Origin of the sequence: Sorangium sp. So ce1014, assembly GCF_051521505.1 — a bacterium.
Classification (GTDB): Bacteria; Myxococcota_A; Polyangia; order Polyangiales; family Polyangiaceae; genus Sorangium.
On sequence record NZ_CP150356.1, the window covers coordinates 4,056,025 to 4,078,455 of the forward strand.

General features: G+C 70.8%; 15 protein-coding genes. 8 read left to right on the forward strand and 7 right to left on the reverse strand.

Features of this window, described 5'->3' with window-relative positions; all coding sequences use genetic code 11:
• Nucleotides 1-112: 112 nt before the first annotated feature.
• Nucleotides 113-1,927, reverse strand: coding sequence for a cytochrome-c peroxidase (locus WME75_RS15400; protein ID WP_437491302.1), 1,815 nt, complete (start codon nt 1,925-1,927; stop codon nt 113-115).
• A 440-nt stretch (nt 1,928-2,367) separates the two neighbouring features.
• On the opposite strand from WME75_RS15400, the gene WME75_RS15405 reads away from it, so the two are divergent.
• The 3 genes from WME75_RS15405 to WME75_RS15415 all read left to right on the forward strand — a co-directional run bounded on the left by WME75_RS15405 (nt 2,368) and on the right by WME75_RS15415 (nt 9,701).
• A complete protein-coding gene (locus WME75_RS15405) occupies nt 2,368-3,894 on the forward strand; it encodes a TolC family protein (RefSeq protein ID WP_437491305.1) in 1,527 nt (508 codons plus the stop codon).
• 166 nt (nt 3,895-4,060) lie between these two features.
• Entirely contained in the window at nt 4,061-6,277 is a 2,217-nt protein-coding gene (locus WME75_RS15410; RefSeq protein ID WP_437491308.1) for a sodium-translocating pyrophosphatase, read from the forward strand.
• A 94-nt stretch (nt 6,278-6,371) separates the two neighbouring features.
• On the forward strand, nt 6,372-9,701 hold the full coding sequence (locus tag WME75_RS15415; RefSeq protein ID WP_437491310.1) for an SNF2-related protein: 3,330 nt from the start codon (nt 6,372-6,374) through the stop codon (nt 9,699-9,701).
• Between the two features lie 108 nt (nt 9,702-9,809).
• Here the strand turns inward: WME75_RS15415 and WME75_RS15420 are convergent, their stop codons facing one another.
• From WME75_RS15420 to WME75_RS15430, 3 genes are read right to left on the reverse strand one after another with little or no spacing between them, the layout of a single operon-like run.
• Nucleotides 9,810-10,418 (reverse strand): ExbD/TolR family protein, encoded by a 609-nt coding sequence (locus WME75_RS15420; protein ID WP_437491313.1) that lies wholly within the window; start codon nt 10,416-10,418, stop codon nt 9,810-9,812.
• Nucleotides 10,415-10,978: an ExbD/TolR family protein gene (locus WME75_RS15425; RefSeq protein WP_437491315.1), complete on the reverse strand. Its 564-nt coding sequence runs from the start codon at nt 10,976-10,978 to the stop codon at nt 10,415-10,417. Before WME75_RS15425 ends, WME75_RS15420 begins: the two co-directional genes overlap by 4 nt.
• Nucleotides 10,979-10,981: 3 nt before the next feature.
• Complete coding sequence (locus WME75_RS15430; protein ID WP_061605615.1) at nt 10,982-11,659, reverse strand: MotA/TolQ/ExbB proton channel family protein; 678 nt, start codon at nt 11,657-11,659, stop codon at nt 10,982-10,984.
• 951 nt (nt 11,660-12,610) lie between these two features.
• On the opposite strand from WME75_RS15430, the gene WME75_RS15435 reads away from it, so the two are divergent.
• The 4 genes from WME75_RS15435 (at nt 12,611) to WME75_RS15450 (ending at nt 15,855) form a co-directional block, all read left to right on the forward strand.
• Nucleotides 12,611-13,273, forward strand: coding sequence for a MotA/TolQ/ExbB proton channel family protein (locus WME75_RS15435; RefSeq protein ID WP_061605614.1), 663 nt, complete (start codon nt 12,611-12,613; stop codon nt 13,271-13,273).
• 220 nt (nt 13,274-13,493) lie between these two features.
• Nucleotides 13,494-14,063, forward strand: a complete 570-nt coding sequence (locus tag WME75_RS15440) for an ExbD/TolR family protein (protein ID WP_437491318.1) — start codon at nt 13,494-13,496, stop codon at nt 14,061-14,063.
• A 15-nt stretch (nt 14,064-14,078) separates the two neighbouring features.
• A complete protein-coding gene (locus tag WME75_RS15445) occupies nt 14,079-14,660 on the forward strand; it encodes an ExbD/TolR family protein (RefSeq protein ID WP_437491321.1) in 582 nt (193 codons plus the stop codon).
• Between the two features lie 190 nt (nt 14,661-14,850).
• Entirely contained in the window at nt 14,851-15,855 is a 1,005-nt protein-coding gene (locus WME75_RS15450) for a hypothetical protein (RefSeq protein WP_437491324.1), read from the forward strand.
• Nucleotides 15,856-15,913: 58 nt separating this feature from the next.
• On the opposite strand, the gene WME75_RS15455 is transcribed toward WME75_RS15450, so the two are convergent.
• The 3 genes from WME75_RS15455 to WME75_RS15465 are packed head-to-tail and all read right to left on the reverse strand — an operon-like array spanning nt 15,914 to nt 19,271.
• Complete coding sequence (locus tag WME75_RS15455) at nt 15,914-17,215, reverse strand: DUF4147 domain-containing protein (RefSeq protein WP_437491327.1); 1,302 nt, start codon at nt 17,213-17,215, stop codon at nt 15,914-15,916.
• Nucleotides 17,212-17,940, reverse strand: coding sequence for a hypothetical protein (locus WME75_RS15460; protein ID WP_437491330.1), 729 nt, complete (start codon nt 17,938-17,940; stop codon nt 17,212-17,214). Before WME75_RS15460 ends, WME75_RS15455 begins: the two co-directional genes overlap by 4 nt.
• Entirely contained in the window at nt 17,940-19,271 is a 1,332-nt protein-coding gene (locus WME75_RS15465) for an HD domain-containing protein (RefSeq protein ID WP_437491332.1), read from the reverse strand. The genes WME75_RS15460 and WME75_RS15465 overlap by 1 nt, the downstream gene beginning before the upstream one ends.
• Before the next feature lie 835 nt (nt 19,272-20,106).
• Here WME75_RS15465 and WME75_RS15470 point away from each other — a divergent pair.
• Nucleotides 20,107-22,224, forward strand: coding sequence for a hypothetical protein (locus tag WME75_RS15470; protein WP_437491335.1), 2,118 nt, complete (start codon nt 20,107-20,109; stop codon nt 22,222-22,224).
• Nucleotides 22,225-22,431 lie beyond the last annotated feature (207 nt).

Sequence of the window (22,431 nt, forward strand, 5' to 3'; positions counted from 1 at the left end):
GCCGCGTCAGCATATCGCGGCTCGGCGCTCGTTACATCATTCGCGGTGAGGTGGGCGCGATCGGGCAGGTTCCCCGGCGGAAATCCAGCCGGGGGGCCGGTAGGGCGGGGGGTCAGAGGGTCTCGAGGTAGGCGACCAGATCGTCGATCTGGTCGTCGGCGAGGTGGGACGTCTTGCCGTGCAGGTCGCCGCCGCCGCAGGCGGGGTTGGTGAACCGGTCCCGCAGCGACGTGGCGCATCCGTCGTGCATGAACGGCGCGCGCGTGCCGATGCGGACCAGCGACGGCACCTGGAAGGCCTTGCCCGTGCCGACGTCGAACGACTCGTTGCTCGTGAGCTGAGCGCCCGCGTGGCACCGCGCGCAATCCACGGTCTTGTCGTGGAAGACGGCTTCCCCGCGCGCCACGGCGCCCTGGTCGGGCGCCAGCGACACCGGCGGAGCGGGGAGGCTGTCGATCCACCGGGCGAAGAGGTTCACCCGGCGCGGCCCCTGGTGCACGCCGCCCATGCGGCGCTCGAAGACCTCGTCCATGATGGCTTCGATGCCCGACATGTCGCCGTCCCAGTGGAACGGCGCGGTGTTGAGGATCCCGCCGCTCACGAACTGGGTGCGCCGGGGCCCGATGGGGTTGAAGACCCAGGTATGGCCGTCCTCGCCGCCTTCCGGATGGCACGACGCGCAGGCCATCGGACCGGCCGCGTTCCGGTGGAACATCTCGTGGCCGGTGTCTTTCCGGCTCTCCCCGGGGAGCGTGATGACGCGGTTGCTGGAGATGCCGGGGATCCCGAGCACGTGGATGCCCGCCGGCTCGCGCGTCTGCACGATCACGGCGTCGCCGGCGAACGCGACGGCGGTGGGCTCGCCGTCCACCGCCATCCGCTGCTGCGCATCGATGCAGGTTCCCTCGACCTCGAAGCCGATGTTCGCGTTCAAGGTCGTCGGGGTGGTGAGGAGTATCTCGTTCGTGCCGGCCGCGACGACGGCGTACGATGCGCCGTCGGCCGACACCGCGAGGTCGACCGGGAGGGTCGCGGATGGGAGGGCAGGGGACGCCCTCGGCCCGTCGCCGGAATCGGGGGTCCCGACCTCCGATACCGTGCTGTGCACGATGCTCCCGTCGCATCCGCCGGAGCTGTAGCCCCCCTCGACGATCTCGACGGGCGCGACGAGGGCGCGCTGATGCACCATCGCGACGCCGCCGGACGGCAGGCCGACCGTCCGCCAGGCGACGGTCGGAACGAACTCCTGTCCGAACAGGTTGAACTGCGGGATCTTCTGCCGCTCCGCGACGCTGCCGTCCGCGTCGACGGTGAGCAGCTCAGCCGCACGGAACTTGCTGACCAGGAGCCGCTCTCCATCCACGACGACATCGCGCAGGTCGCGATCGAGCTGCAGGCGGCGCGTCGCGTCTCCGGGGCCGGCCGGGAGCGTCACGAGCTCGCCGCCGAGGCAGGCGACGTGGAGCTCGTCGGTCCTCGCGTCGTAAGCGATCCCCCTCGGGGCCGGGCATGCCGCGCGCCGCTCGACGACCTTCCCGCTGTCCGCGTCGACCGTGACGATCGCGCCGCCGCGGCGGAGCGCGACGTGGAACCGCCCCGCGTCGTCCTCGACGACCCGGCCCGGCTCATCCCCCTTCTCCAGGACGATCTCCGCGGTCAGCTGCTGCGCCTGCAGATCGACGATCCACACCCGGTCGCGATCCGGATCCGAGGCCACGGCCCTGACAGCGCTCCTGCTCACGGCGAGCGTCCCGCCGCTGATGGCGGGCGGCGGCTCCGCCGCGATCGCGACGCTCCCGGGATCATCGACCTGGGGGGGCTCGTCTTCACCGAGATCCCAGGGAGCGCAGGCGGCCAACGATGATGCGCTCGCGAGGATGGCGAGCATCGGGGAGAAGCTGCAGCGCGATGCAAGCAGTCTATGCATTGAGGCCTCCGGTCAGCCGCCAAGCAAGATGGCGGCCACTTGATGAGATGTTCTTCCATTCGATCGAGCGCCGCAATAAGCGTTGCCTCCGCGTGAGCGACGGATTTCTGCCGTCCACGACGCGCGTGAACGGGTACGAACGCTGCCTTGGACGAGGGGGCCCCTCCCGGGAGCCGGTCGTCATGTCCCGGCTGTCGTGGCCCATTGCGGCACGGCATGACGAACACGTCAGACCACGGAGCCAGCGCGATCTTGGACAGTGCGGGGCGCCATCACGGGTTCATGTGCGCCTGCGCCGCCACGGCCGTCGTGGGGCGAGAGCGCAGGCTGCGCGGTCACGCTCGTGGGACGGTGGAGCGAGCGATCGCCGATGCGCAGTGGCGCGGGATCGCCTGCGATCTTGACGGGTGCTTTCACCGCCCATAAGTGACCGACCGGTCATGAAAAGCACCGCACCCTCGTCTCGACGCAGCCTCTCGCTCGCTTCGACGCTCGCCGGGCTGCTCGCCCTCGGGCTCATCGCACCGCCCGCCGCCGCGCAGCCGGCCGCCCCGCAGCCCGCGTCGGCGCCTCCCGCCCCCGGCCAGCCGCAGCCACCGCAGGCTCCCGCCGCTGCGGCGCAGCCGGCGGCGCCGAAGGCCGATCCGCTCGCCACCGCGCTCGCGCCCCAGCCAGGAGGGCTGACGCCGGACGAGGTCGCGAAGGCCGCGCTGCGGACGCGCGCATCGCTCCGCGCCAAGCAGGCCGACCTCCGCGCGGCATCGGCGAGGGTCGACCAGGCGATGGTCAATTTCTTTCCGCGGGTCACGGTAACGGCGACGTACACCCGGTTGTCCGAGGTCGAGAACCCGCTCGCCGACCTGTTCGCGAGCATTCCGGGGCCGGGCGGACAGCCTGCTATCGAACCCTACAACGCGGTGAACACGTACGCGCTCACGGCCAACCTCGCCGTGCCCATCTCGGATTACGTGCTCCGCCTCTCGCAGGGGTATGCATCGGCTTCGCACGCGGAGAGCGCGAAGAAGCTCGAGCTGCAGGCGGAGACGCTGCAGGCCGCGGCCGACGCGAAGCTCGCATTCTTCAACTGGGTCCGCGTGAAGGGCCAGGTCGTCGTCGCAGGCGAGGCGGTGGCTCAGGCCAGAGCCCACGTCGAGGACGCGCGCCGCACCTTCGAGGTGGGGCTGCTCTCGCGCGCCGACGTGCTCCGGCTCGAAGCCCAGGTGGCCGGCGCGGAGCAGGTGCTCATCGAGGCCCAGACCGCGCTCCTGGTCGCGGACGACCAGATCCGGATCGCGCTCGGGGCGGCGCAGGACAGGCCGCTCGCCCTCGGGATCGACGTGATGGGCAGCGCGCCCGCGAAGCCGCCCGCCGAGGCGCTCCCGGCGCTGTTCCAGGAGGCGCTCCAGAAGCGCCTCGAGATCCGCGCCCTCGACGAGACGCAGTACTCGCTCGAGAAGGCCGAGGCGGTCACGCGGGCCGGCTACTTCCCGCGCGTGGACGCGTTCGCCGACCTCACCTACGCGAACCCCAACCAGCGCGTCTTTCCGTCGCAGAACCAGTTCGACATGACGTGGGCCGCCGGCGTTCGCGCCACCTGGGTGCTCAACGACGTCTTCACCACCGCGGCCGCCTCCGCCGAGGCGAACGCCCGCACCATGCAGGTCGCCGAGCAGAAGGCCGTGCTGCGCGACGCCCTCCGGCTCGAGGTGGCGTCGGCGTACGCCGAGCTGAGCAAGGCCGCGGGCAGCATCGAGTCCGCCGAGCGCCAGCTCGCGGCGGCCGCGGAGTCGATGCGCGTCAGGTCCGAGCTGTTCCGGGCCGGGCGGGCCACGAGCGTCGACGTGGTCGACGCGGAGACCGAGGTCACGCGCGCGCGGCTGCAGCAGCTCAACGCGCGCGTCGGCGCGCTCGCTGCGAAGATCCGCCTGGACCACGTGGTCGGACGCGACGCGAATGCCGTGAAATGACCGGGAGCTGCGCGCGTCGTCTTCGCTTGCACGGCCCACCTGGCCGGAGTAGGGAAGGCGTGCGCCGCTGCAGCGTGGGTTCCTGCGGCGCTTCCGCGGGCACCGCCCGCACTATCCCTCACCGGCCGAGGTAGCGCGTCCACGGTGCGTGCCCGGTCCGCCCGTCATGACGGAGCTTGCGCTCATCCTCAGCGGCGGCCTGATCGGGCTCGCCTTTGCGGTCTACCTTGCTCGCTGGGTCGTCGCGCGCCCCGCGGTCGAGCCCGAGATGCAGCGGGTGGCCGCGATCATCCAGGGGGTCGCCGAGGCGTACTTTCGCCGCCAGAGCAGCGTGATCGGCGCGGTCTCCGCGATGCTCGGCGGCGCCATTTTCCTCGCGTACGGCCTCCTCCGGCGCGCAGGGGAGAATAACCCGGTCCCGGCGCTGGAGCTCGGGGTCTGGCTGACGCTCTCCTTCGCGGTCGGCGCGGCCAGCGCGGTCGCGACGGGCCGGGTCGCCACCTGGATCGCGCCCCGCACCAGCGTGCGCGCGGCGAGCGGCGCCCGCCGCTCGCTCGACCTCGCGCTGCAGATCGCCCTCCGCGGGGGAGCCGTCTCGGGGCTCTTCGTCGTCAGCATGAGCCTGCTCGGCCTCGGCGGTCTGTTCGCCGCGGTCCTCGCGTTCCGCGGCGGCTTCGGATCCGAGCCGGCCGAGGCGCTCGCGCTAGCGCCGACCATCCCCTGGGTCATCGCCGGCTACCCCCTCGGCGCCTCCTTCGCCGCCCTGATGGCGCAGCTCGGCGGCGGCACCTTCGCCAAGGCGGCCGACCTCGGCGCCGATCTCGCGGGCGCGGAGGTCGGCCTCGACGAGGACGACCTGCAGAACCCGGCCACGATCGTCGACCTGGCCGGCGACACCGTCGGCGACTGCGCCGGGCGCGCGGCGGGCGTCTTTGCCTCGACCGTCGCCGAGAACGCGGGCGCCATGGTGGTCGGAGCCATGCTCTTCCGCAACAACGCCGGGCTCCCGAGCGCCCTCGCCGTCGTGCTCTTCCCGCTGGTCAGCCGCGCGTTCGGTCTCATCGCGACGCTCTTCGGCGTGATGGTCGTCAAGACCGACGACCGCGAGGACGCCTTCAACGCCCTCCTGCGGGGGCTCTACGTCACGGCCATCCTGCACGCCGTCGGCATCGCCGGGGCTGCCAAGTGGCTGCTCGGCGCCCACTGGGTGGTCTTCTTCGCGTGCGGCGTCATCGGCATCGTCACGGGCATCGGCGTGCTGCACGTGACGCAGTACTACACCGAGCAGCGGCACCGCCCGGTGCGCGAGCTCGCCGAGGCGGCCCGCAGCGGCTCCGCGATGGCGGTGCTGCGCGGGCTCGCCATCGGCCTCGAGAGCTCGGTGCTCCCGCTCCTCGTCGTCGTCGGCGCGACCTTCGGCTCCTACCTGCTCGGCGCCCGCTCCGGGCTCGCCTGGGGCGGCCTGTTCGGGACCGCGGTCGCCACGATGGGGATGCTGGGCACGGCGGGCTACGTCCTCGCCATGGATGCGTTCGGCCCCATCGTGGACAACGCGGGCGGCATCGTCGCGCTGACGGTCGCCCGCGAGCGGCCGGACGTGCGCGGACGCACCCTCGTCCTGGACGCGGTCGGCAACACGGCCAAGGCGCTTACGAAGGCGTACACGGCCGGGGTGGCCGCGCTCGCCTCGCTGCTGCTCGTCGCTGGCTACCTCGACGAGTCCCGGCGGCGCGCGCTGACGTTGAGCGCGCCGAGCAGCGGCGAGACGACCGCGATGGTCGTGCGCCTCGACCGACCCGAGGTCTACCTCGGCGCGCTGGTCGGGATCCTCCTGGTCTTCTGGCTGGCCGGCCGCTGCATCCGCAATGTGCTCCAGGCCGGCCGCCGCGTCCTTGACGAGGTGAGGCGTCAGACCCGGGCTCGGCCGCCGGGCTTCGTCGGCGATCACGAGCCCTGCGTCGAGATGGTCTCTCGGGCGGCGCTGCGCCATATGATCGCGCCGGCCCTCGTCTCGGTGGCGGTCCCCGTCGTCGTGGGACTTGCCTTGCGCTTTGCAAGGACGGAGGATAATCCTCTGGTCGCGGCGGATTCAGTCGCGGCCCTGCTCATGGCCGCGACGGTCGCAGGCGTCCTCGGGTCGCTCTTCTTGGGGAATACCGGGGCGATCTGGGACAATGCGAGGCAGTACATCGCTACCGGCGCGCACGGTGGGCGTTACCTCGTCGACGAGACGGGGGCGCGGGCGGACAACCCCACCTACGGCGCCGCTGTCGTGGGCGACACGATCGGCGATCCTCTCAAGGATGCGGCCGGCCCTGCGATCCACGTGCTCATCAAGATGCTCCCCGCCGTGACTATCGTGTTCTTGCCGTTCTTCATCTGATGACGGTTCTTCATCCAGCGGGATCCGCCCCGGCTCCCGTCCACCCGATCCATCCCGGCGAATTGCCGCCGCACCCGTATCCCGAGCCCACGACGTGCCGCCTCCGATCTCCGACGCACTCTCCACCCTCAGCGATCGTGGCCTGCGAAGGCTCCTTGGCGCCCGCACTTTTCTCCGCGGGCTGGAGTACTTCCGCCGCCGCGTCGTCGAGGACATCTCCATCAACGAGACGATGGCGAGCGGCACCGTCCGCGCCGCCGACTCCGAACCGTATCCGGTCAAGGTCGAGCTTTCGCCCGATGGAATCCAGTCGCAGTGCTCCTGTCCGGCCTTCCAGAAGGCTGGACAGCATTGCAAGCATGTCGCGGCGCTGCTCATCAGCATCCGCGACCAGGCTCGAGGCGCGCAGCCCCGGCGCGAGCCGCCGAGCCCGGCGCTCGTCCCGCAGACCGCCCACGCCGGCGGTGACGCCCTGAAGCGCGTGCGCCGGCGTGACCGCCGCGGGCGGCTGGCGATCACGCCGCCGGTGCCGGTCCCGACCGTCGTCGGCACCCACGGGCCGCCGGGCTCCGGCGTCGCCTTCTCGGCGCCGATCCTGGACGCCACGGCCAAGCAGACCGGGATCGGCGCCTGGCTCCCGCCCGAAGGGGTCAGCGGAGCCCGGCGCGTGGAGTTCCGCCTCCACGTCCGGCAGGGGGCGCTGACCGTCACCGTCCTCGACGCCGAGGCGCGCGTCCCGGTGCTGCCCTCCGCGGCGCTCGCCTGGCAGGCGCTCTATCCGACGCCCGACCGGGACGCGCTCCGGCTGCTCGCCCGGTTCGAGAGCGGCAACCCGCGCCACCCGGCCGTCGATATCCGCGGCGAGGACGTGGCCGAGCTGCTCCCGCTGCTGGAAGGCCAGCGCGTGCTCCTCGAGCCGGCGCTGATGCAGCTCCGCTTCGGCGAGGACAGCCTGCGGCCGCGCTTCGACCTCGAGACCGTCGGCGGCGACACCATCATCGTCAAGGCGAGCTTCGAGCGGGGGAACGACAAGCGCCGCTTCTCGCTCTTGCAAGGCGGGTGGTTCGAGGGCTGGCCGGGCTGGCACATCGACACGCAGGAGGGGCTCGCGCGCCGCCTCGACAAGCGCGTCTCCCCCGCGGCGATGCGCCGCCTGCTCCGCTCGCCCACCATTGGCGAGCCGATGAGCGAGCTGCCCCGCATCATCATGCAGGGGCTGCCCAAGATCGCGCTCGAGGTCGGCGCCGAGCTGCCCGACCTGAACCAGATCGCCGAGGTCGTCGACCTCCTTCCCACGTTCCGCATGCGCGCGGGCGGCTCGCTCATCGAGGCGCGCGTCACGCTGTTCGCCGCGTACGGCGACGCGGAGGTCGCCGTGCGCGCCGACGGCATGTCGCCCCCGGTCCTCGTGCAGCCGCCCGAGGAGGGGATGAAGCGCGCCCGCTGCATCCGCGTCGACATCGCCGCGCAGCAGGACGCGGCGAGCAAGCTGCTCGCCCTCGGGCTCAAGCCGGACGAGACCGGCCAGGGCTTCATCGCGAACGGCGATCAGGCGCTCACGTTCTGGACCGAGGGGCTCGCCGAGCTCCCCGACGACTGGGACCTCTTCGTCCCTGAGGATCTCGTCGACACGCAGGTGCGCGGCAGGCCGATCGGCGTGTTCGCCAAGGTCACCTCGGGGATGGACTGGCTGAACGTCAAGCTCAGCTTCGAGAGCGAGGGCGTGGGCGTCGATCGCGACGAGCTGCGCCGCTGTCTCGCCGAGGGCAAGCGCTACGTCCGCCTCGAGGACGGTTCGTTCGCCGCGTTCGACCCTGACGCCGTGCGCGCGATGCTCGATCGCGAGGTCGAGCTGATGATGGCGGCCGGCAAGAGCGGCCGGCTGCCGCTCGCGCAGGCCGGGCGAGTGCACGAGCTGATCCAGCACGCGAGCGGCTCGAACGTGACCGCCTCCGCGCGCGAGCTCTTCCACAAGCTCAGCAACATCGACGAGATCGGCAGCACCAAGCGGCCCCGGAACCTGAAGGCGACGCTGCGTCCCTACCAGGAGGCCGGCCTGTCATGGCTCAAGTTCATCCATGACATCGGCTCGGGCGGCGTGCTCGCCGACGACATGGGTCTCGGCAAGACGGTCCAGACGATCGCGCTCCTCCTCGCCGTCAAGCAGGAGGAGAAGCACATGCGCGCGCTGATCGTCGCCCCGACGAGCGTCGTCACGAACTGGGAGCGCGAGCTCGCCCGGTTCTCGCCCTCGCTCTCGGTGGCCCTCTGGCACGGCGCGGATCGCAAGGACCAGATCGACGAGGTGAAGGCCGCCGAGGTCGTGATCACGAGCTATGCGCTCCTCCGCCGCGACGAGGACTTCCTCGCGCAGCTCGATCTGACCTACGCCATCCTCGACGAGGCGCAGCACATCAAGAACCCGATGAGCGCCACCGCCGCCGCGGCCAAGCGGCTCCGCGCGAAGCGCCGGCTCGCTCTGACGGGCACGCCCATCGAGAACCGGCTGTCGGAGATCTGGTCGATCTTCGACTTCGTCTCGCCGGGGCTGCTCGGCTCGCTCGACAAGTTCGAGGCGCGCTTCTCGCGGCCGATCGAGGCGGGCGACTACAAGACCGCGCAGCGGCTCCGCGCCGCGATCCACCCGTTCATCCTGCGCCGCACGAAGCAGGAGGTCGCCAAGGACCTGCCGGAGAAGATCGAGATGGACCAGATCTGCGATCTCACCGGCGAGCAGCGGGCGCTCTACATGCAGGTCGCGCGCGAGGTCCGGGCGCAGGTCCTCGGCGAGGTGGAGCGCGTCGGTCTCGCGAAGAGCCAGCTGCAGATCCTCGCGGGCCTCACCCGCCTGCGGCAGGCGGCCTGCGACCCGCGCCTGCTCGGCTTGCCGCGCGACTTCGGCGACGACGACTCGGGCAAGCTCATCGCGGTCCGCGAGCTCATCGCGAACGCCGTCGAGGGCGGGCACAAGGTGCTCGTCTTCAGCCAGTTCGTGATGATGCTGAAGCTCATCGAGAAGGCGATGAAGGAGGATGGCGTCGCGTACGAGTACCTCGACGGCTCCACGAAGGACCGGCCGCAGCGCGTCGATCGCTTCCAGGGCGATCCGAGCGTGCCGGTCTTCCTCATCAGCCTCAAGGCAGGCGGCACCGGCCTGAACCTCACCGCGGCCGACACGGTGATCCACTTCGATCCGTGGTGGAACCCGGCCGTCGAGCAGCAGGCCACCGACCGTGCCCACCGCATCGGACAGACGAAGGTGGTCACCGCTTACCGGCTCATCGCCGCGGGCACGATCGAGGAGAAGATCCTGCTGCTCAAGGACAAGAAGCGCCAGCTCGTCTCCTCTGTCCTCAGCGAGGACGCAGGCGGCGCCAAGAAGCTCACCAAGGCCGATCTGGAAGAGCTGTTCGCGGTGGACTGACCGGACGACGGCGCGCGCCGGGGGGAGCGCGCCGCTCGCGGTTGCGGGGAGCTCGCGGTTGCGGGGAGATCGGCTGCGGGGGCGGCCGGCCGGCAGGGCCGGAGGCGGCTACTGCTTGCTACCGCCGCTCAGAACCATCAGGTGGTACTTGCCGAACTCGCTCTGCCCGAGGGTGAACAGGACCTCGATCAGCAGGCGGTACGGCGTGGTCGCGTCAGCCACGATGACCGCCTCGGACGACGACGGGTCGAGCCCCTTCGCGGCGCGGATGGCCTTGTCCGTCTCGCGCGCATGGGAGAGGGCGTTCGCGAGCGGCACGACGTAGAGATCGTTCGGCCCGCTGCGCTTGTACTTCGCGTCGACGCCCGACTGGGCGAGCTGCTCGCGGTTGGGCAGCACGACGATCGGGGTCGGATCCTCGCCGACCAGGATCTGCGACTTCGAGACGATGACGACCACGCCCTCCTGCGAGGGCTCGGACTGCATCACCGACTTCGGCAGGGTGAGATCCTTCGACTGCGGGATGGATGCCGCCGACGATCCCACGCTCTTCAGCAAGAAGACGAGGATGATCGTCATCAGATCGAGCATCGCCGTGATGTTCAGGAAGTCGATCTCCGGCTCCCGCCGGTTCCTGCGGATCGCCTTCCGGAGGGCCGCCTTGTAGCGGACGACGCTCGCCTTCGGCCGCGGCGGAGGGGGCAGCTCGGCGCTCATCGGGCGACTCCGAAGTGGACCTCCGGGAACAGCACCTCCCCGTCGTCGCTTCGCAGCGCGTCCATCACGTCGATGATCGTCTTGTAGTCGATGCCCGGGTTCGCCGTGATCGTCACCTGCGTCTCCTCTTTGAACTCGGGGCGGGCGTTCTTGAGGCGCTTCGCGCACGCCATGAGGGCGGTATAGTCGTAGCTGTCGTTCGTCTTCGGCACCGTGACCCCGCTGCCGACGTCCTGGCAGCCGGTCGCGATGTTGCCGCTCGACGTCTTCAGCGAGATCCCCTGGCTCGTGATGAACGCGGACAGGTTCAACGCCTTGCTGGAGAGCTCGCTGCGCACCTTCCCCCCGCCGATGGATGGCGGCGTCGTGTCGATCGACGACACGAATGTCACCGAGACGCTGGCGAGCACGAAGATGAGGATGTTCATGATGATGTCGAGGTACGGAACGACGTTGAGCTCGCCGGCCTCCTCCCCGGCGTCGGGCTCCTTGGGCTGCGATAGGCGCCGGATCTTCGATCGCTGCGCCGAGCTGAGCGGGACGTCTTGCGGGTCCGCCATGGGCTAGTAGCCAGGCTTGCTGCTGATCGTGAGCAGGTTGAAGACGCGCTCCGTCGTCGCCTCCAGATCGTGCTGGATGTTCTTGGAGCGGGTATGGAGGAGGACGTGCGCGATCATGCACACGACGGCGATGGCGAGGCCGAACGCCGTGTTGTACATGGCCTCCGCGATGCCGTTCGAGAGCATCCGCTGCTTGTCGGCCTGCGAGAGGCCCTGGGCGGCGATGGAGGCGAACGTGTTGATCAGGCCAGAGACCGTCCCGATGAGGCCGATCAGCGTCGCGATGTTCGCGAGCGACCAGAGGGCGCCGACCCGCTTCTCCACGGCGGGCTTGAGCTCGGACAGCTTCTCGCTGAGGGCGGCGTCGATCTCGTCCGCGCCCTTGTTCGCGTGGGTCAGGCCGGCCTTCACGAGCTGCAGGATCGGGTAATCGCTCGCGTCGCACAGCTTGATGGCGCGGTCGATGTTGCCGGCCGCCACCAGCTTCTTGACCTGCGCAAAGAACTCCTTGGAGTTCACGCGGTAGCGTCCCAGCTGGAACGCGGTCCGCTCGATGATGATCGTCACCACGACCGCCGAGACGACCAGGTTCGCGATCAGGAAGGTCGGATTGTGCTTGATGGCCTCCCACATCCCACCTTCGCCACCACCCTCGGCCGCCAACATCAGCAGATGACGCATCCTCGAAGTCCCTTTCTCAGCGTCGTCAGAAGCCCGACAATCTCTAGGCGCGGCGACTATAACTGCCGCCCGATCCCGTGCGCAAGCTCGGCGATGCGGCCACGCCGCGCGGCGAGAGGCCTGGATCGGCGAAAATCCCCGCAGAATCAGCGTGCCTCTCGCGGTGAGCGCCCACGGGGCACGGCGAGGCAGCGCGGGAGGGGCCGACGTCGGAGGGGTACGGAGCCCCCTGAATCGCTCCGGTCGACGGCGCCCGACCAGGCCGCCGTGCTCTGCCGTCCCCGCGTCCGCTTGCCTGCTGAATCACTGCGCGCCCTCCGGCGTAATGTCGCTCGCACTGCCGCGGTGCGCTGTCGCGCCGGCGGACGTCGCGCCGGCGCCGCGTCTCCCGAGGTTTCGCGGGATGGGCTGCCGGCCTGCGCGCGGTGCGCCCGGCGGAACGTTACATAACCCTGCGATTGTTGTAAAGTTTTGCCCGTATCAGAGCGCTCACGTGTGGCCAAATCTCTCTTGACGGCGCCGGGTCTCAATCGCGAAGATGCGCGAGTCCCCCGAGCGCATCGGCGTGGCTCGGCCAGAAGGCGGCACGCTCTGCGGTGACGGGGAGCCGCGCCCAGAGCCATCACGGGCCCCGGGGGTGACGACGCGAAGTCAGTCTTGGACGACAGGTGAGAGAGCTGGGACGGCGCCGGGCGCCGGGGCCAGGAGAGACGATCAGGACTCTTGCAGAGGTCAGCGCCGCTCGGCTAGCGTCCCGTGCGCATCTCGCCAGAGAGCGACAGGAGCACGCCGTCCACGGCCAGCGCCGCCGAGCGAAATAGGCCTCTCATCCGTTCTTACGTGTGAGTGAAAGACTGCCGCCCCTCGGCAACACGAGTCTGACAAAGGGAACCGATCGAGTTGCGCGAAACCTCATCCCGGGGACGCGAGGCGAACTGGAGGACAGAAGCAATGCACGGAGCGTATGAAGCTTTCAAAGAGGGTGGATGGGGTATGTGGCCCATCCTTTTCTGGTCGATCCTCACGATCGGCATCATTGTTGAGCGCGCCCTCTACCTGTTCGGCTCGTCCATCAACAAGGATGTCTTCCTCGCCACCATGCAGAAATGCATCCTGGCGGGTGATGTCGCCAAGGCTGTGAAAATGTGTTCCGCGGCGAACGCCCCGCTCGCCCGGATCGTCCAGGCCGGCCTTGTCAAGGTGAACCGCCCTGATGAGGAAGTCCAGGCGGCGATGGACGAGGCGGCTCTCCGTGAGCTGCCGAAGATCTCGGCGCGCACCTCGTACCTCGCGCTGCTCGCGAACCTCGCGATGCTCTCCGGTCTGCTCGGGACCGTGACGGGTCTCATCAAGTCCTTCGGCTCCGTCGGCGGCGAGTCGGTCGATCCGAGCCAGAAGGCTCGCGTGCTCGCCCTCGGGATCTCCGAGGCCATGAACTGCACCGCCTTCGGCCTCGGCGTGGCGATCATCGGCCTCATCGGCTTCGCCGTGCTGAACGGCAAGACGCAGCACATCGAGGACGACATCAACGAGGCATCGGTGCAGATCCTCAACCTCGTCGTCTCGAACCGTCAGAAGGTGAATGTCGCTGCAGTCGGTCAGGCGGCTGCCTGATGGTCCTCGGCGGGCCCGGGTCGTCGAGCGCCTCCCGCGCGCTTCCACCTGGGCCCGCTCCCGTGCCTCGAAGCCCCGGACGGCTTGCGCCGCCGGGGCCCCGGGAACTTCAGCAGCGCGACGAAGTCAGACCCAGCATGGTGGCCCTCCGCGAGCTGCGGGCAGGGCGTTCCCGCAACAACTTGGATAGGTGAGCCCAGGCTCACGTTGGGAAGGCAATATGGGCGGCGTAGACGTCGGCGACGGCGGCGGCAAAAAGCGGGCGACGAACTCGGACATCAACATGATCCCGTTCATCGATCTGCTGATGGTCACGATTGCATTCCTGTTGATCACGGCGGTCTGGGTCACCAACTCGCGCATGAACGCGGACGCCCAGGTCCCCGGTCCGCCGGATCCCAACAAGGAGCTCACCCCGCAGACGCCGGAGAAGGTGCTGAACCTGCACATCGGCGAGAGCGAGTTCGGGCTCGTGTGGAAGCAGGGCGCGACGGTGGTCAACGAGGTCAAGGTCAACAAGTCGCCCGTCGAGCTCGGCGACGCGTCCTCGAAGATCATCCGCTACCCGGAGCTGGCGAAGCGGATCGAGGAGGAGTGGAAGACGCACGGCGGCCACCGGGATCCGAGCGACAAGAAGGTCGACCAGGCCATCCTCCATACCGACAACCGCACGCCCTTCAAGGAGATCGTCGCGGTGCTCGACGCGCTCTACTCGCCGAAGCGCGAGATGAGGCTGCCGGACGGGAACAAGCAGGTCCCCGTGTTCAACATGACGTTCTCGGTCCGCTGAGGCAGGAGCGCGCACATGGATAGGTTCAATCCGAAGCACCACAAGAACCCCCACGCCCACGTGATCCATCAGCCGGGCCGCCGGCTGATGAAGGGGGTGCCGCTCCGGTTCGTGTGGAACAAGGTGTCCGGGCACGGCGGACGCAACCCGAACGCGGGGCTCAACCTCGTGAGCTTCATCGACTTCCTCATCGTGACCGTGATCTTCCTCCTGATGTCCTTCTCGGCGTCGGGTGAGATCGCCGTCGACAAGAACGTCAAGCTCCCGAAGGCGGAGAACGTCGATGACATCATCGACGCGCCGATGGTCGCGGTGAACGGCAACCAGATCCTCGTCGACGGCGCCCTTGCCGGGTCGACCCGCGCGATCGAGGAGCTCGGGCGTCTCCAGAAGATCGACGAGCTCTTCAACCTGCTCAAGAACAAGCGCGAGCTGTGGAAGCAGGTGCAGCCGAACAAGCCGTTCCCGGGCGTGTGCATCCTCCAGGTCGATCAGAACGTTCCCGCGCTGGTCGTGAAGAGCGTGTTCCAGACCGCGGCGTTCGCCGGTTACCCGAACGTCAGCTTCATGGTCGGCAAGCTCCCGAAGTCGCAGTGATCCTCGCTTCTTGACCTATCAAGCAGAGAAGAAAGGGGCGCGCTGGGCGATGCCCGGCGGCCCCGGTCACCCTCGGACGTGGTGGCGCCAGCGGCGCGATCGGCGCAGCCTTCCCCTCCGCGCAGCTCGTGTGGAGGAGGCTGTTCTGCGCGCGTGATCGGGTCGGTGCCTCCTGCGTGGAGCCTCTCCTATGTCCTCTGAACAGCCGCCCCGCGAACGCGGCTTGCCTTCGGTCTACAAGGCGCGGGAAGCGCGCTCGAAGATGCGCTGGCCCCCGGCGAAGTTCTGGGGTTACACGGCTCTCGTCCTCGCAGTCTCGGCGATCCTCCACTGGAAATGGTCCCAGGGGCAGATCGAGAGCGCGCGCCAGAAGCTGATGGCGCGCCAGCGCGCCGTCGCCGTCGAGCTCGGCCCGCGCTGGTTCCCGATGCGCGAGCGCGTGGAGGGCTGGACCCTCGATCTGTCGCGCAGCGCGGGGGCCGAGCTCGTGGATCGGGAGGCGCTCAAGGCGTGGAATTTCCGTGAGCTTGCGGGCATTTACCTGCGCCTTCGGGTGGACGAGGCGACGAGCGTCGACGCCATCCGCAAGAACGCGCAGCAGTCGCTCCGCGACGCGTTCACCGCGTGCCTCCTGCGGGTCCCGAACCCGAACCCGCTGGCGGGCGCGGAGTGCAAGCGCACGCGGGATTGCGCTGCGGGCGAGTACTGCAACGAGGCCGAGCGCTGCTCGCGCCCCGCGCAGCCGTTCAACCTGCGCGTCGCCTACCGGACGATGCATGTCCTCTCCGACGAGTGGGTGCGCGACGCGCAGGACGCCTCGAACGAGCTGCGGCTGCGGCTCCTGGAGTCGAGCTTCGAGGACACGATGCGCGACGACGTGCCGCTCGCGGCGGAGCTCCTGACGCGGGCGCAGTACTACCTCCTCGTCCTCGACGAGCCGGCCGAGGGCGCGACGAGCACCGAGGCGTTGCTCGGGGTGCCGCACATGGCGCGGGTCGGGGTGTGGCGGCTGTCGGACGGCAAGCCCATCCTGCGGGTGCGCCGCGAGGCGAGCGGCCATCTCATCGGCGGAACGCCGTCCGTCGAGGGGAGCGCGCTCGAGGCGCGACAGCGGCAGGCGAACAGCTGCGCGCTGGCCCTCGCCGTGCGCGAGGCGATGGGCGACACGACCGGGGCCGTCGCCGAACCGCAGTGAGGCCGCGCCGGGCAGCGCGGTGAGCGGCGCGCGCGCCGCGGGGCAGCGCGCTGCAAGATCAGCGCGCGCGCGCGCCGAGCGTGACGTCCCGCGCGACGATGTGCAGGTCCGTGAGGTTGTGGCCTGTCGGCCCGGTCTCGACGCGCGTGCCGAGGGCGCGGTGCGCGGCGGCGTCGTCGAAGCCCGCGAGCGCGGCCTCGATCCCCCGGTCGGCCATCGCGGCGGCCGCCGCGCGGGCGACCACCGCGCCCGCCGCGCCGGAGCTGCCGTCGACGCCGTCGGAGGCCGCGCAGAGGAGCGCGACGTCCGGCGGCAAGTCGCGCATGGCGGCGAGCGCGATCCACCCCGCGCGGCCGCCGGCGCCGCGCTGGGCGGGCAGCGCCAGCGTCGGTTCGCACGGGATCACGACCGCGTCACCCGGGGCGAGGGTGCGGGCGAGCGCGAGGCGACGCGCCACGATCGCGCGCGCGTCGCCATCCTCGGCGGGGGCGGCGACCGCGCGCAGCCCTGCCCTGTCGGCGAGAGCGGCCGCCACGCGCTCGGCGAGCTTGTCCGGATCGGCGAGCAGGCGCGCCTCCAGGCGACGCGCGTCCGCTGGCTTCAGCGACTCGCTCAACGCGGGCGCGAGCCGCGCGAGCTGAGGGGCCCGGCGATGGAGCGCGGCTCGCGCGTCGTCGACGTGCGTCGGGTCCGGGACGGTGGGGCCCGAGCTGATGTCGTGCGGGAGCCCGCCCACGACATCGCTCATGATCAGCGTCAGGACGCGCGCCGGAGCCGCCGTCGCCGCGAGCCGCCCGCCTTTGATCCGCGAGAGATGGCGGCGAACGAGGTTGACCTCCTGGATCGGGGCGCCTCCTTCCAGGAGCGCCGCCACGATGGCTTGCTTGTCCGCGAGGGACACGCCCGCAGGCGGCGCCGCGAGGAGCGCCGAGGCGCCGCCGGAGATGAGGGCGAGCAGGAGATCGTCGGGGCCGAGCGCGGCCACCGCGGCGAGCGCTGCCTCGGCCGCCTCCACGCTGCGCGCGTCGGGGATCGGGTGCGCCGCGCGCATCACGCGGAGCGGGCGCAGCGCGGCCTCCTCGGGATCGGCCGGCGTCTTCTGCCGATCGCGCGCGGAGGTCGCGGCGTCCGCGACGGTGACGGCGAGCCCGCCGGTGATCCGGTCGCCCCAGCTGCGGAGCGCGCCCCGGGTCATCCCGAGCGCCGCCTTGCCCGCCGCGATCGCGAGCACGCGGCCGCGGCGTGCTCCTGCCTCGGCGTCGAGCGCGCGCTCGACGAGCCCCGCGGGATCGAGCTCCACGAGCCCGGCGCGGAACGCGGACACCAGCGCCGCGCGCAGCCCGTCGAGCGCGCCGCTCAACGGCTCCTCGCGCCGGCCTCGCTGCGCCTCGCCGCCACCTGGGCGGGGGCGCGGTCGCCAGCGTCGACGATGTGCGCCCAGACGACGTGGTGCCAGCTCAGCGTGACCGACACGAGCGCCCGCTGCTCGTCGCGCGGGCTCACGTCCCCTGCGAGCTCCGAGCCGCGCCAGCGGAGCGCGCCCCGCACGCCGAGGAACGGGCCCGTGGCGTGGCCCAGGAGCGGCACGTCGAGCGACAGCGAGAGCTCGACCCCGGGCTCCGGCGCGAGCCCGGCTCCCGGCGAAGCCTCCCAGAACGAGCCCACGCCGAGCGCGACGGAATCGATGAACAGGTCGAGCCACGGCGTGCCGAGCTCGAGGTTGCTCGCGTACCGGCCGAGGAAGAGCGGCTGGATGAAGACGCCGCCCGCGATCGAGCGCGCGACGGTCGCTCCCTGCGCGCCGATCGCGTCGGTGTAGTGCGCATACAGCCCGGCGGTCGAGAGGTAGGCCGCGGCGCCATGCGCGCAGAGCGCCGGACCCCCGTTCGCGAGCGAGGCGCCCGCGCCCGCGCGCAGAGCGAGATCTCCGTCCAGGCGGCCGTACGCGCCGTCGCCGTCCGCGCGCGCCGTGGACGCCACCGCGACCGTCGCGAGCGCTGCGGCGCCGGCGAGCGCCCTGGCGGCGGCGCGACGTCCGCGCGCGGGCTCGAACGATCCCCGTGCTGGCTTGTTCGTGGTGATCATCAGCGTATCAGCGCCTCCCGCACCGCGTCCCGCAGCTCGGGCGCGAAGAGGATCCGGGTGCGCGTCATGGTCTCGTTGCGCAGCCGATCCAGCAAGAAGGACACCTCGGCGGGGCGTCGCGGGCGTCCTCTGGGGTAAACGACCAGGAGCGACTCGTCCTCGGCGTAGGGCGTGTCCTCGGCGATGTCGACGCCGACGTACACCTCCGGGTCGAGCCCGGCGCCCTGCGCGATCTCGCGCACGGCCTCCAGCGCCGCCGTGCGCCGCGCATCGCACCCGGCCGGCGTCTCGCCGGGCTCGGGGAACAGCTCGACCGACTTGAAGAGCGAACGCACGCGCAGGCGGCGGGCGAGATCGGACAGCACGGGATCGGACGCCGCCTCCCAGGCGTGGATGGCCCCGAGCAGGACCTGATCGTCGAGCTCCAGGTACTGCTCCAGGGTGGGCATCTCGCCGACGGCCATCGCCTCGACGGCGGCGGGGACCTCGGGGATCCGATCGCCGGCGGCGAGGCGGGCGACGGCGCGCCGGAGGATGGCGCCGATCATCCACTCTGCGCTCCGCGTTGTCTTGTGGAAATAGACCTGCTGGAACATGAAGAAGCGGGCGAGCAGGAACGACTCGATCGCGCTCATCCCCTTCGTTCCGTCGATGGCGAGCGCGGGAGCGGGAGGGGCAGACGCGGCGCCGCCGCCGGGCATCTCCACCTGGACGTCGCTGAACCTGAGGCTGCGCAGCAGCCACGGCAGGTCGTACTCGCCGTACCTGACGCCTGTCGCGTGTGCGTCGCGCAGCAGGTAGTCGCAGCGATCGACGTCGAAGGTCCCGCTCACCGCTTTGGCGAGATACGGCAGCTCGTGTCGTCCGCCGATGAGGTCGGCGACCCGCTGCGGCAGGTAGGGATCCTGGCGAACGAGCACCTGGTGCACGTCCGAGGCCGGGTCGAGCAGGATGCGCTCGGTCCAGCGCTCATGGTGGAGCGCGCCCGGCATGGCTTCCTCGAAGAGGTGGGACAGTGGGCCATGGCCGAGATCGTGCAGGAACGCTGCGGCGATCGCGTCACGCGCGCGGTCGCTGGTCACTCTCTGCCAGAATGGAAGGTCGCGGTCGATCTGGCGCAGCCTCGCAATGAGGAGGCGCATCACGTGGGCGGCCCCGAGCGCGTGCGCGAAGCGGGTGTGCTCGGCGCCCGGGAACGCCAGTGACGTCAACCCGAGCTGACGGATGCGCCGCAGCCGCTGCACCTCGCGGGTGCCGAGCAGGCGCGGAACGATGGCCGCCTCGCCGCTCTCGAACTCGATCAGGCCGTGGACCGGGTCGCGCAGGATCAAGATGGATCTCCACGCGACCCCATGGGCGCAAAAGGAGTCGGGTCACTCAGGAGTTGCCTGATGGCGTCCAGCTGCGGGCGTGTGCGCGGGGAGGACGCGTCGCTCCGGGCGTGCGGCGTGGAGCACAGCAGGATGCACGTCAGACAGGGGCGGGAAATCAAGGAGGTGCGCGACGTTCCCACGCGAGCCTACGGGAAGGCAAGCGCGGCTCGTCGCAGAGCGTTCCTCGTGAGCGATCCAGCGATCCCCTCAGCTCCCCCGGCGACGAGACGTTCGCGCGACACCGCGGCGTCGGGAGCGCGCGGCCCGCGACGGAAGCCCCGCGGTGGGGGCCAGGCGCGCCGACGCGGAATGATGCGGGGACTTCGAGCGTAACGTAATAACGCGTCATGGCGCGCGTCGCGCAGCGCGGCACCGCGAACGCGCCGACGCATGCGCGCGTACGAGGGCGTGCGATTGCGGCTGCGCCGTACGACACGACGCGAGACCGACGAGATCTCGAGACGCCTCAGGACGCCTCAGGTGAAGCGCGACGCGGCGATCGGGATCGGGAATCAGGGAGACCGGCGAAGCCGGCGAAACCGGCGATGCGCGCTGCCTGTGACCGAAATTGTGAACGGAGAAAATTGTGAACGGAGTAGGAAAGTGCTCGATTTCTTGAAGCTGGACGAGCATCCTGGTGTACGTTAGGAGGCTGGCTATTCCGCTGGTTAATGTGGGTCATCGGATATCCGGGAGATAGGTCGAGCGCATGACCACGACCAACGGACGACAGTCGGGGCGGGGGCATCCTGCAGATGAGGAGCTAGGTCGGGTGACACGCGAATCGGGAGGCATGGCGAGCAGTGGCGATGCTGAGCTCGACGAGTCGCCGAGGCGGCTCGACGCGATCCTCCGCGCCCTCCCGGAGTCGGAGCTCAAGGGCCTCATCACCCGCATGGGGATCCGCATCGACGCCGCGAAGCGCATCGACGCGCCTTCTCAGGCGGCGCGGGCTCTGGTCGGCCTCCCCGACGTGCGCGATCCGTCGCGGCTCCCGACCGCCAGCCGCGAGCTGCTCCACCGTATTGCGGAGACGGGCGGCGTGCTCGTCGTCCCCTCGCTCCCGGCCGGGCTCGAGCCGCTCATCGCGCGCGGCGTGGTTTACGCGCGCAAGACCGACGAGGGCATCGAGCTCGTGCTTCCGGCTGCGTTCCTCGTCCAGCTGAAGAGCTGGGAGAGCGAGGACCCCCGGGCGATCCGGGCACTGCTCGCGCAGGCACCGTTCGAGACGATGAGCGCGATCGCGACGCACTATCTCGGCCGCCCTGCCACGCCGCCCATCGCCCTGTCGCTCGAGAACGCGTGGGAGTCGCTGAGCGATCCGGACCGGCTCCGCGAGGAAATCGATCGCCTCGCGCCGGTCGAGCGCCGTCTGCTCGAGGCCATCGAGTCGGTCGGCGGCGAGGTCGACACGCAGGAGCTCCTCGATCTGGAGCGGGAGCCGATGCGCCTTCGCAGCGCGAGCGGCGTGACCGCGAGCCGCCGTGGCGCGGGCTTCGCGCTCGAGCGCCGCGCCTTCCTCATCCCGATCCACCCGAACCGCCACGTCGTGCCGACCGAGGTGGCCGCCATCGTGGGCGCGGATCGCCGCCGGATGCGCGAGAAGCGGCGGGAGCAGATCCGGTCGTTCGTCCTCGAGGAGGACCACGCCCCGCGGCGCGCCCGCTTCGCCTCGGATCCGGGGATGCTCGCGCTGGCGCTCGCGTACTGCGTGCGCGAGCCGGGGAGCGACGTGCGCCCCGGCGTCGGGACGCCGCGGTCGCTGCTCGTCCGGCTGGCGCAGCGCTTCGGGCGTGACGTCGATGGCGTCGCGCTCGTCGCCGCGCTGTCGCGCGCGGTCGGGCTCTGGGACGCTTCGGCCGCGTCGCCAGCCACGCCCCCCGGCTCGCTCCAGGTGCAGGAGCTGACGCCGCTCCTGTTCACGACGTGGCGCCGCGGCGGCGCGTGGGACGAAGCGCGAGCCGAGCGGGAGGTGCTCCGGGTCGCGTCCGACAACCGCGACGCGAGCCCGATCGGCGCGCTCCGCGAGATGGTGCTCGACGCGCTGCACGACCTCGGGGAGGGCCGCTGGGTGCCGTGGCAGTCGTTGCAGGGCTACCTGGCGGCCGACGAGCGGATCGCCGGGGTCGAGCGGCTGGTCCGTCGCTGGGCCGAGCGCGCCTCGGTCGAGGCGCCGGAGGTCCCCGACATCACGCGGCGGATCGCGCTGGAGTCGCTGCCGGCGCTCGGGATCATCGATCTCGGCGGGGCCGAGGACGTGGCCAGCGCGGATCTGGCGCTCCGGCTGACGCCGCGCGGTCGGGCGCTGCTCGCGGGCTCCGCGCCGAGCTCGGACAACGGCAAGAGCAAGTTCGTGGAGGCGCATGCGCTGCGCGTCGGCGCCAGCGCCAAGGTCTCGGCCGTGCTCGGGCTCTCGGCGTTCGCCGAGATCGGCCGCGTCGGCGATCAGGTCGATCTCCTGCTCACTCCGCCCTCGATCGCGCGCGCGCTGTCGGTGGGGCTCGACAGCGACGCCTTGCGCGTGCGCATCGAGGCGGTCGCGCCGCTGCCGGACACCATCTCGCGCATGCTCATCCAGGCGAGCGTCGTCATCGGCAAGGCGAGCTTCGTTGGCGCCTCCGGCTTCCTCTGGATCGAGGATCCCGAGATCCGCGAGCTGCTCCGTACGCGGAGGCCGGCGGCCGAGATGTTCGTCGATCCGTCGCCCCCCTCGGGCTTGCTGATCGAGGCGGGGGTCGATCTGGAGCGGCTCATCCGGCGCTGCCGCGCGCTCGGCATCGAGATCGAGGCCGATCTCGGCAACCTCAAGGCGACGCGGCAGACCCCGGCGCACGGCACCGAGGGGCCGCACCGGACCTCCTCGACGGCCAACATGCGCCGCTCCCGGACCCCGCCAGCGCGCACCCGCTGAGCTCGCTGTCAACCGGCATCGCGCGAGCGCGGGCCGATGTCGAGCCGGACGGGCGGCAGGGGACGTCCGCGCCTGCAGCCGCGCGGAGCGCTGTGCTCGCGGTGCGTCACGAGCGCAGGCAGGCCCTGAGCCGCGCTCGCTTCCACCTCCTCCGCACGCTCATCCCACCTTGGAGGCATTTTTTCGCAACACTTTGCATTCCTGCGG

Coding starts and splice junctions, on each gene's coding strand:
- WME75_RS15445 (WP_437491321.1), top strand. CDS start 14,079: ATGGATAGGTTCAATCCGAAGCACCACAAGAACCCCCACGCCCACGTG.
- WME75_RS15450 (WP_437491324.1), top strand. CDS start 14,851: ATGTCCTCTGAACAGCCGCCCCGCGAACGCGGCTTGCCTTCGGTCTAC.
- WME75_RS15435 (WP_061605614.1), top strand. CDS start 12,611: ATGCACGGAGCGTATGAAGCTTTCAAAGAGGGTGGATGGGGTATGTGG.
- WME75_RS15410 (WP_437491308.1), top strand. CDS start 4,061: ATGACGGAGCTTGCGCTCATCCTCAGCGGCGGCCTGATCGGGCTCGCC.
- WME75_RS15425 (WP_437491315.1), bottom strand. CDS start 10,978: ATGGCGGACCCGCAAGACGTCCCGCTCAGCTCGGCGCAGCGATCGAAG.
- WME75_RS15470 (WP_437491335.1), top strand. CDS start 20,107: ATGGCGAGCAGTGGCGATGCTGAGCTCGACGAGTCGCCGAGGCGGCTC.
- WME75_RS15440 (WP_437491318.1), top strand. CDS start 13,494: ATGGGCGGCGTAGACGTCGGCGACGGCGGCGGCAAAAAGCGGGCGACG.
- WME75_RS15430 (WP_061605615.1), bottom strand. CDS start 11,659: ATGCGTCATCTGCTGATGTTGGCGGCCGAGGGTGGTGGCGAAGGTGGG.
- WME75_RS15400 (WP_437491302.1), bottom strand. CDS start 1,927: ATGCATAGACTGCTTGCATCGCGCTGCAGCTTCTCCCCGATGCTCGCC.
- WME75_RS15420 (WP_437491313.1), bottom strand. CDS start 10,418: ATGAGCGCCGAGCTGCCCCCTCCGCCGCGGCCGAAGGCGAGCGTCGTC.
- WME75_RS15460 (WP_437491330.1), bottom strand. CDS start 17,940: ATGATCACCACGAACAAGCCAGCACGGGGATCGTTCGAGCCCGCGCGC.
- WME75_RS15405 (WP_437491305.1), top strand. CDS start 2,368: ATGAAAAGCACCGCACCCTCGTCTCGACGCAGCCTCTCGCTCGCTTCG.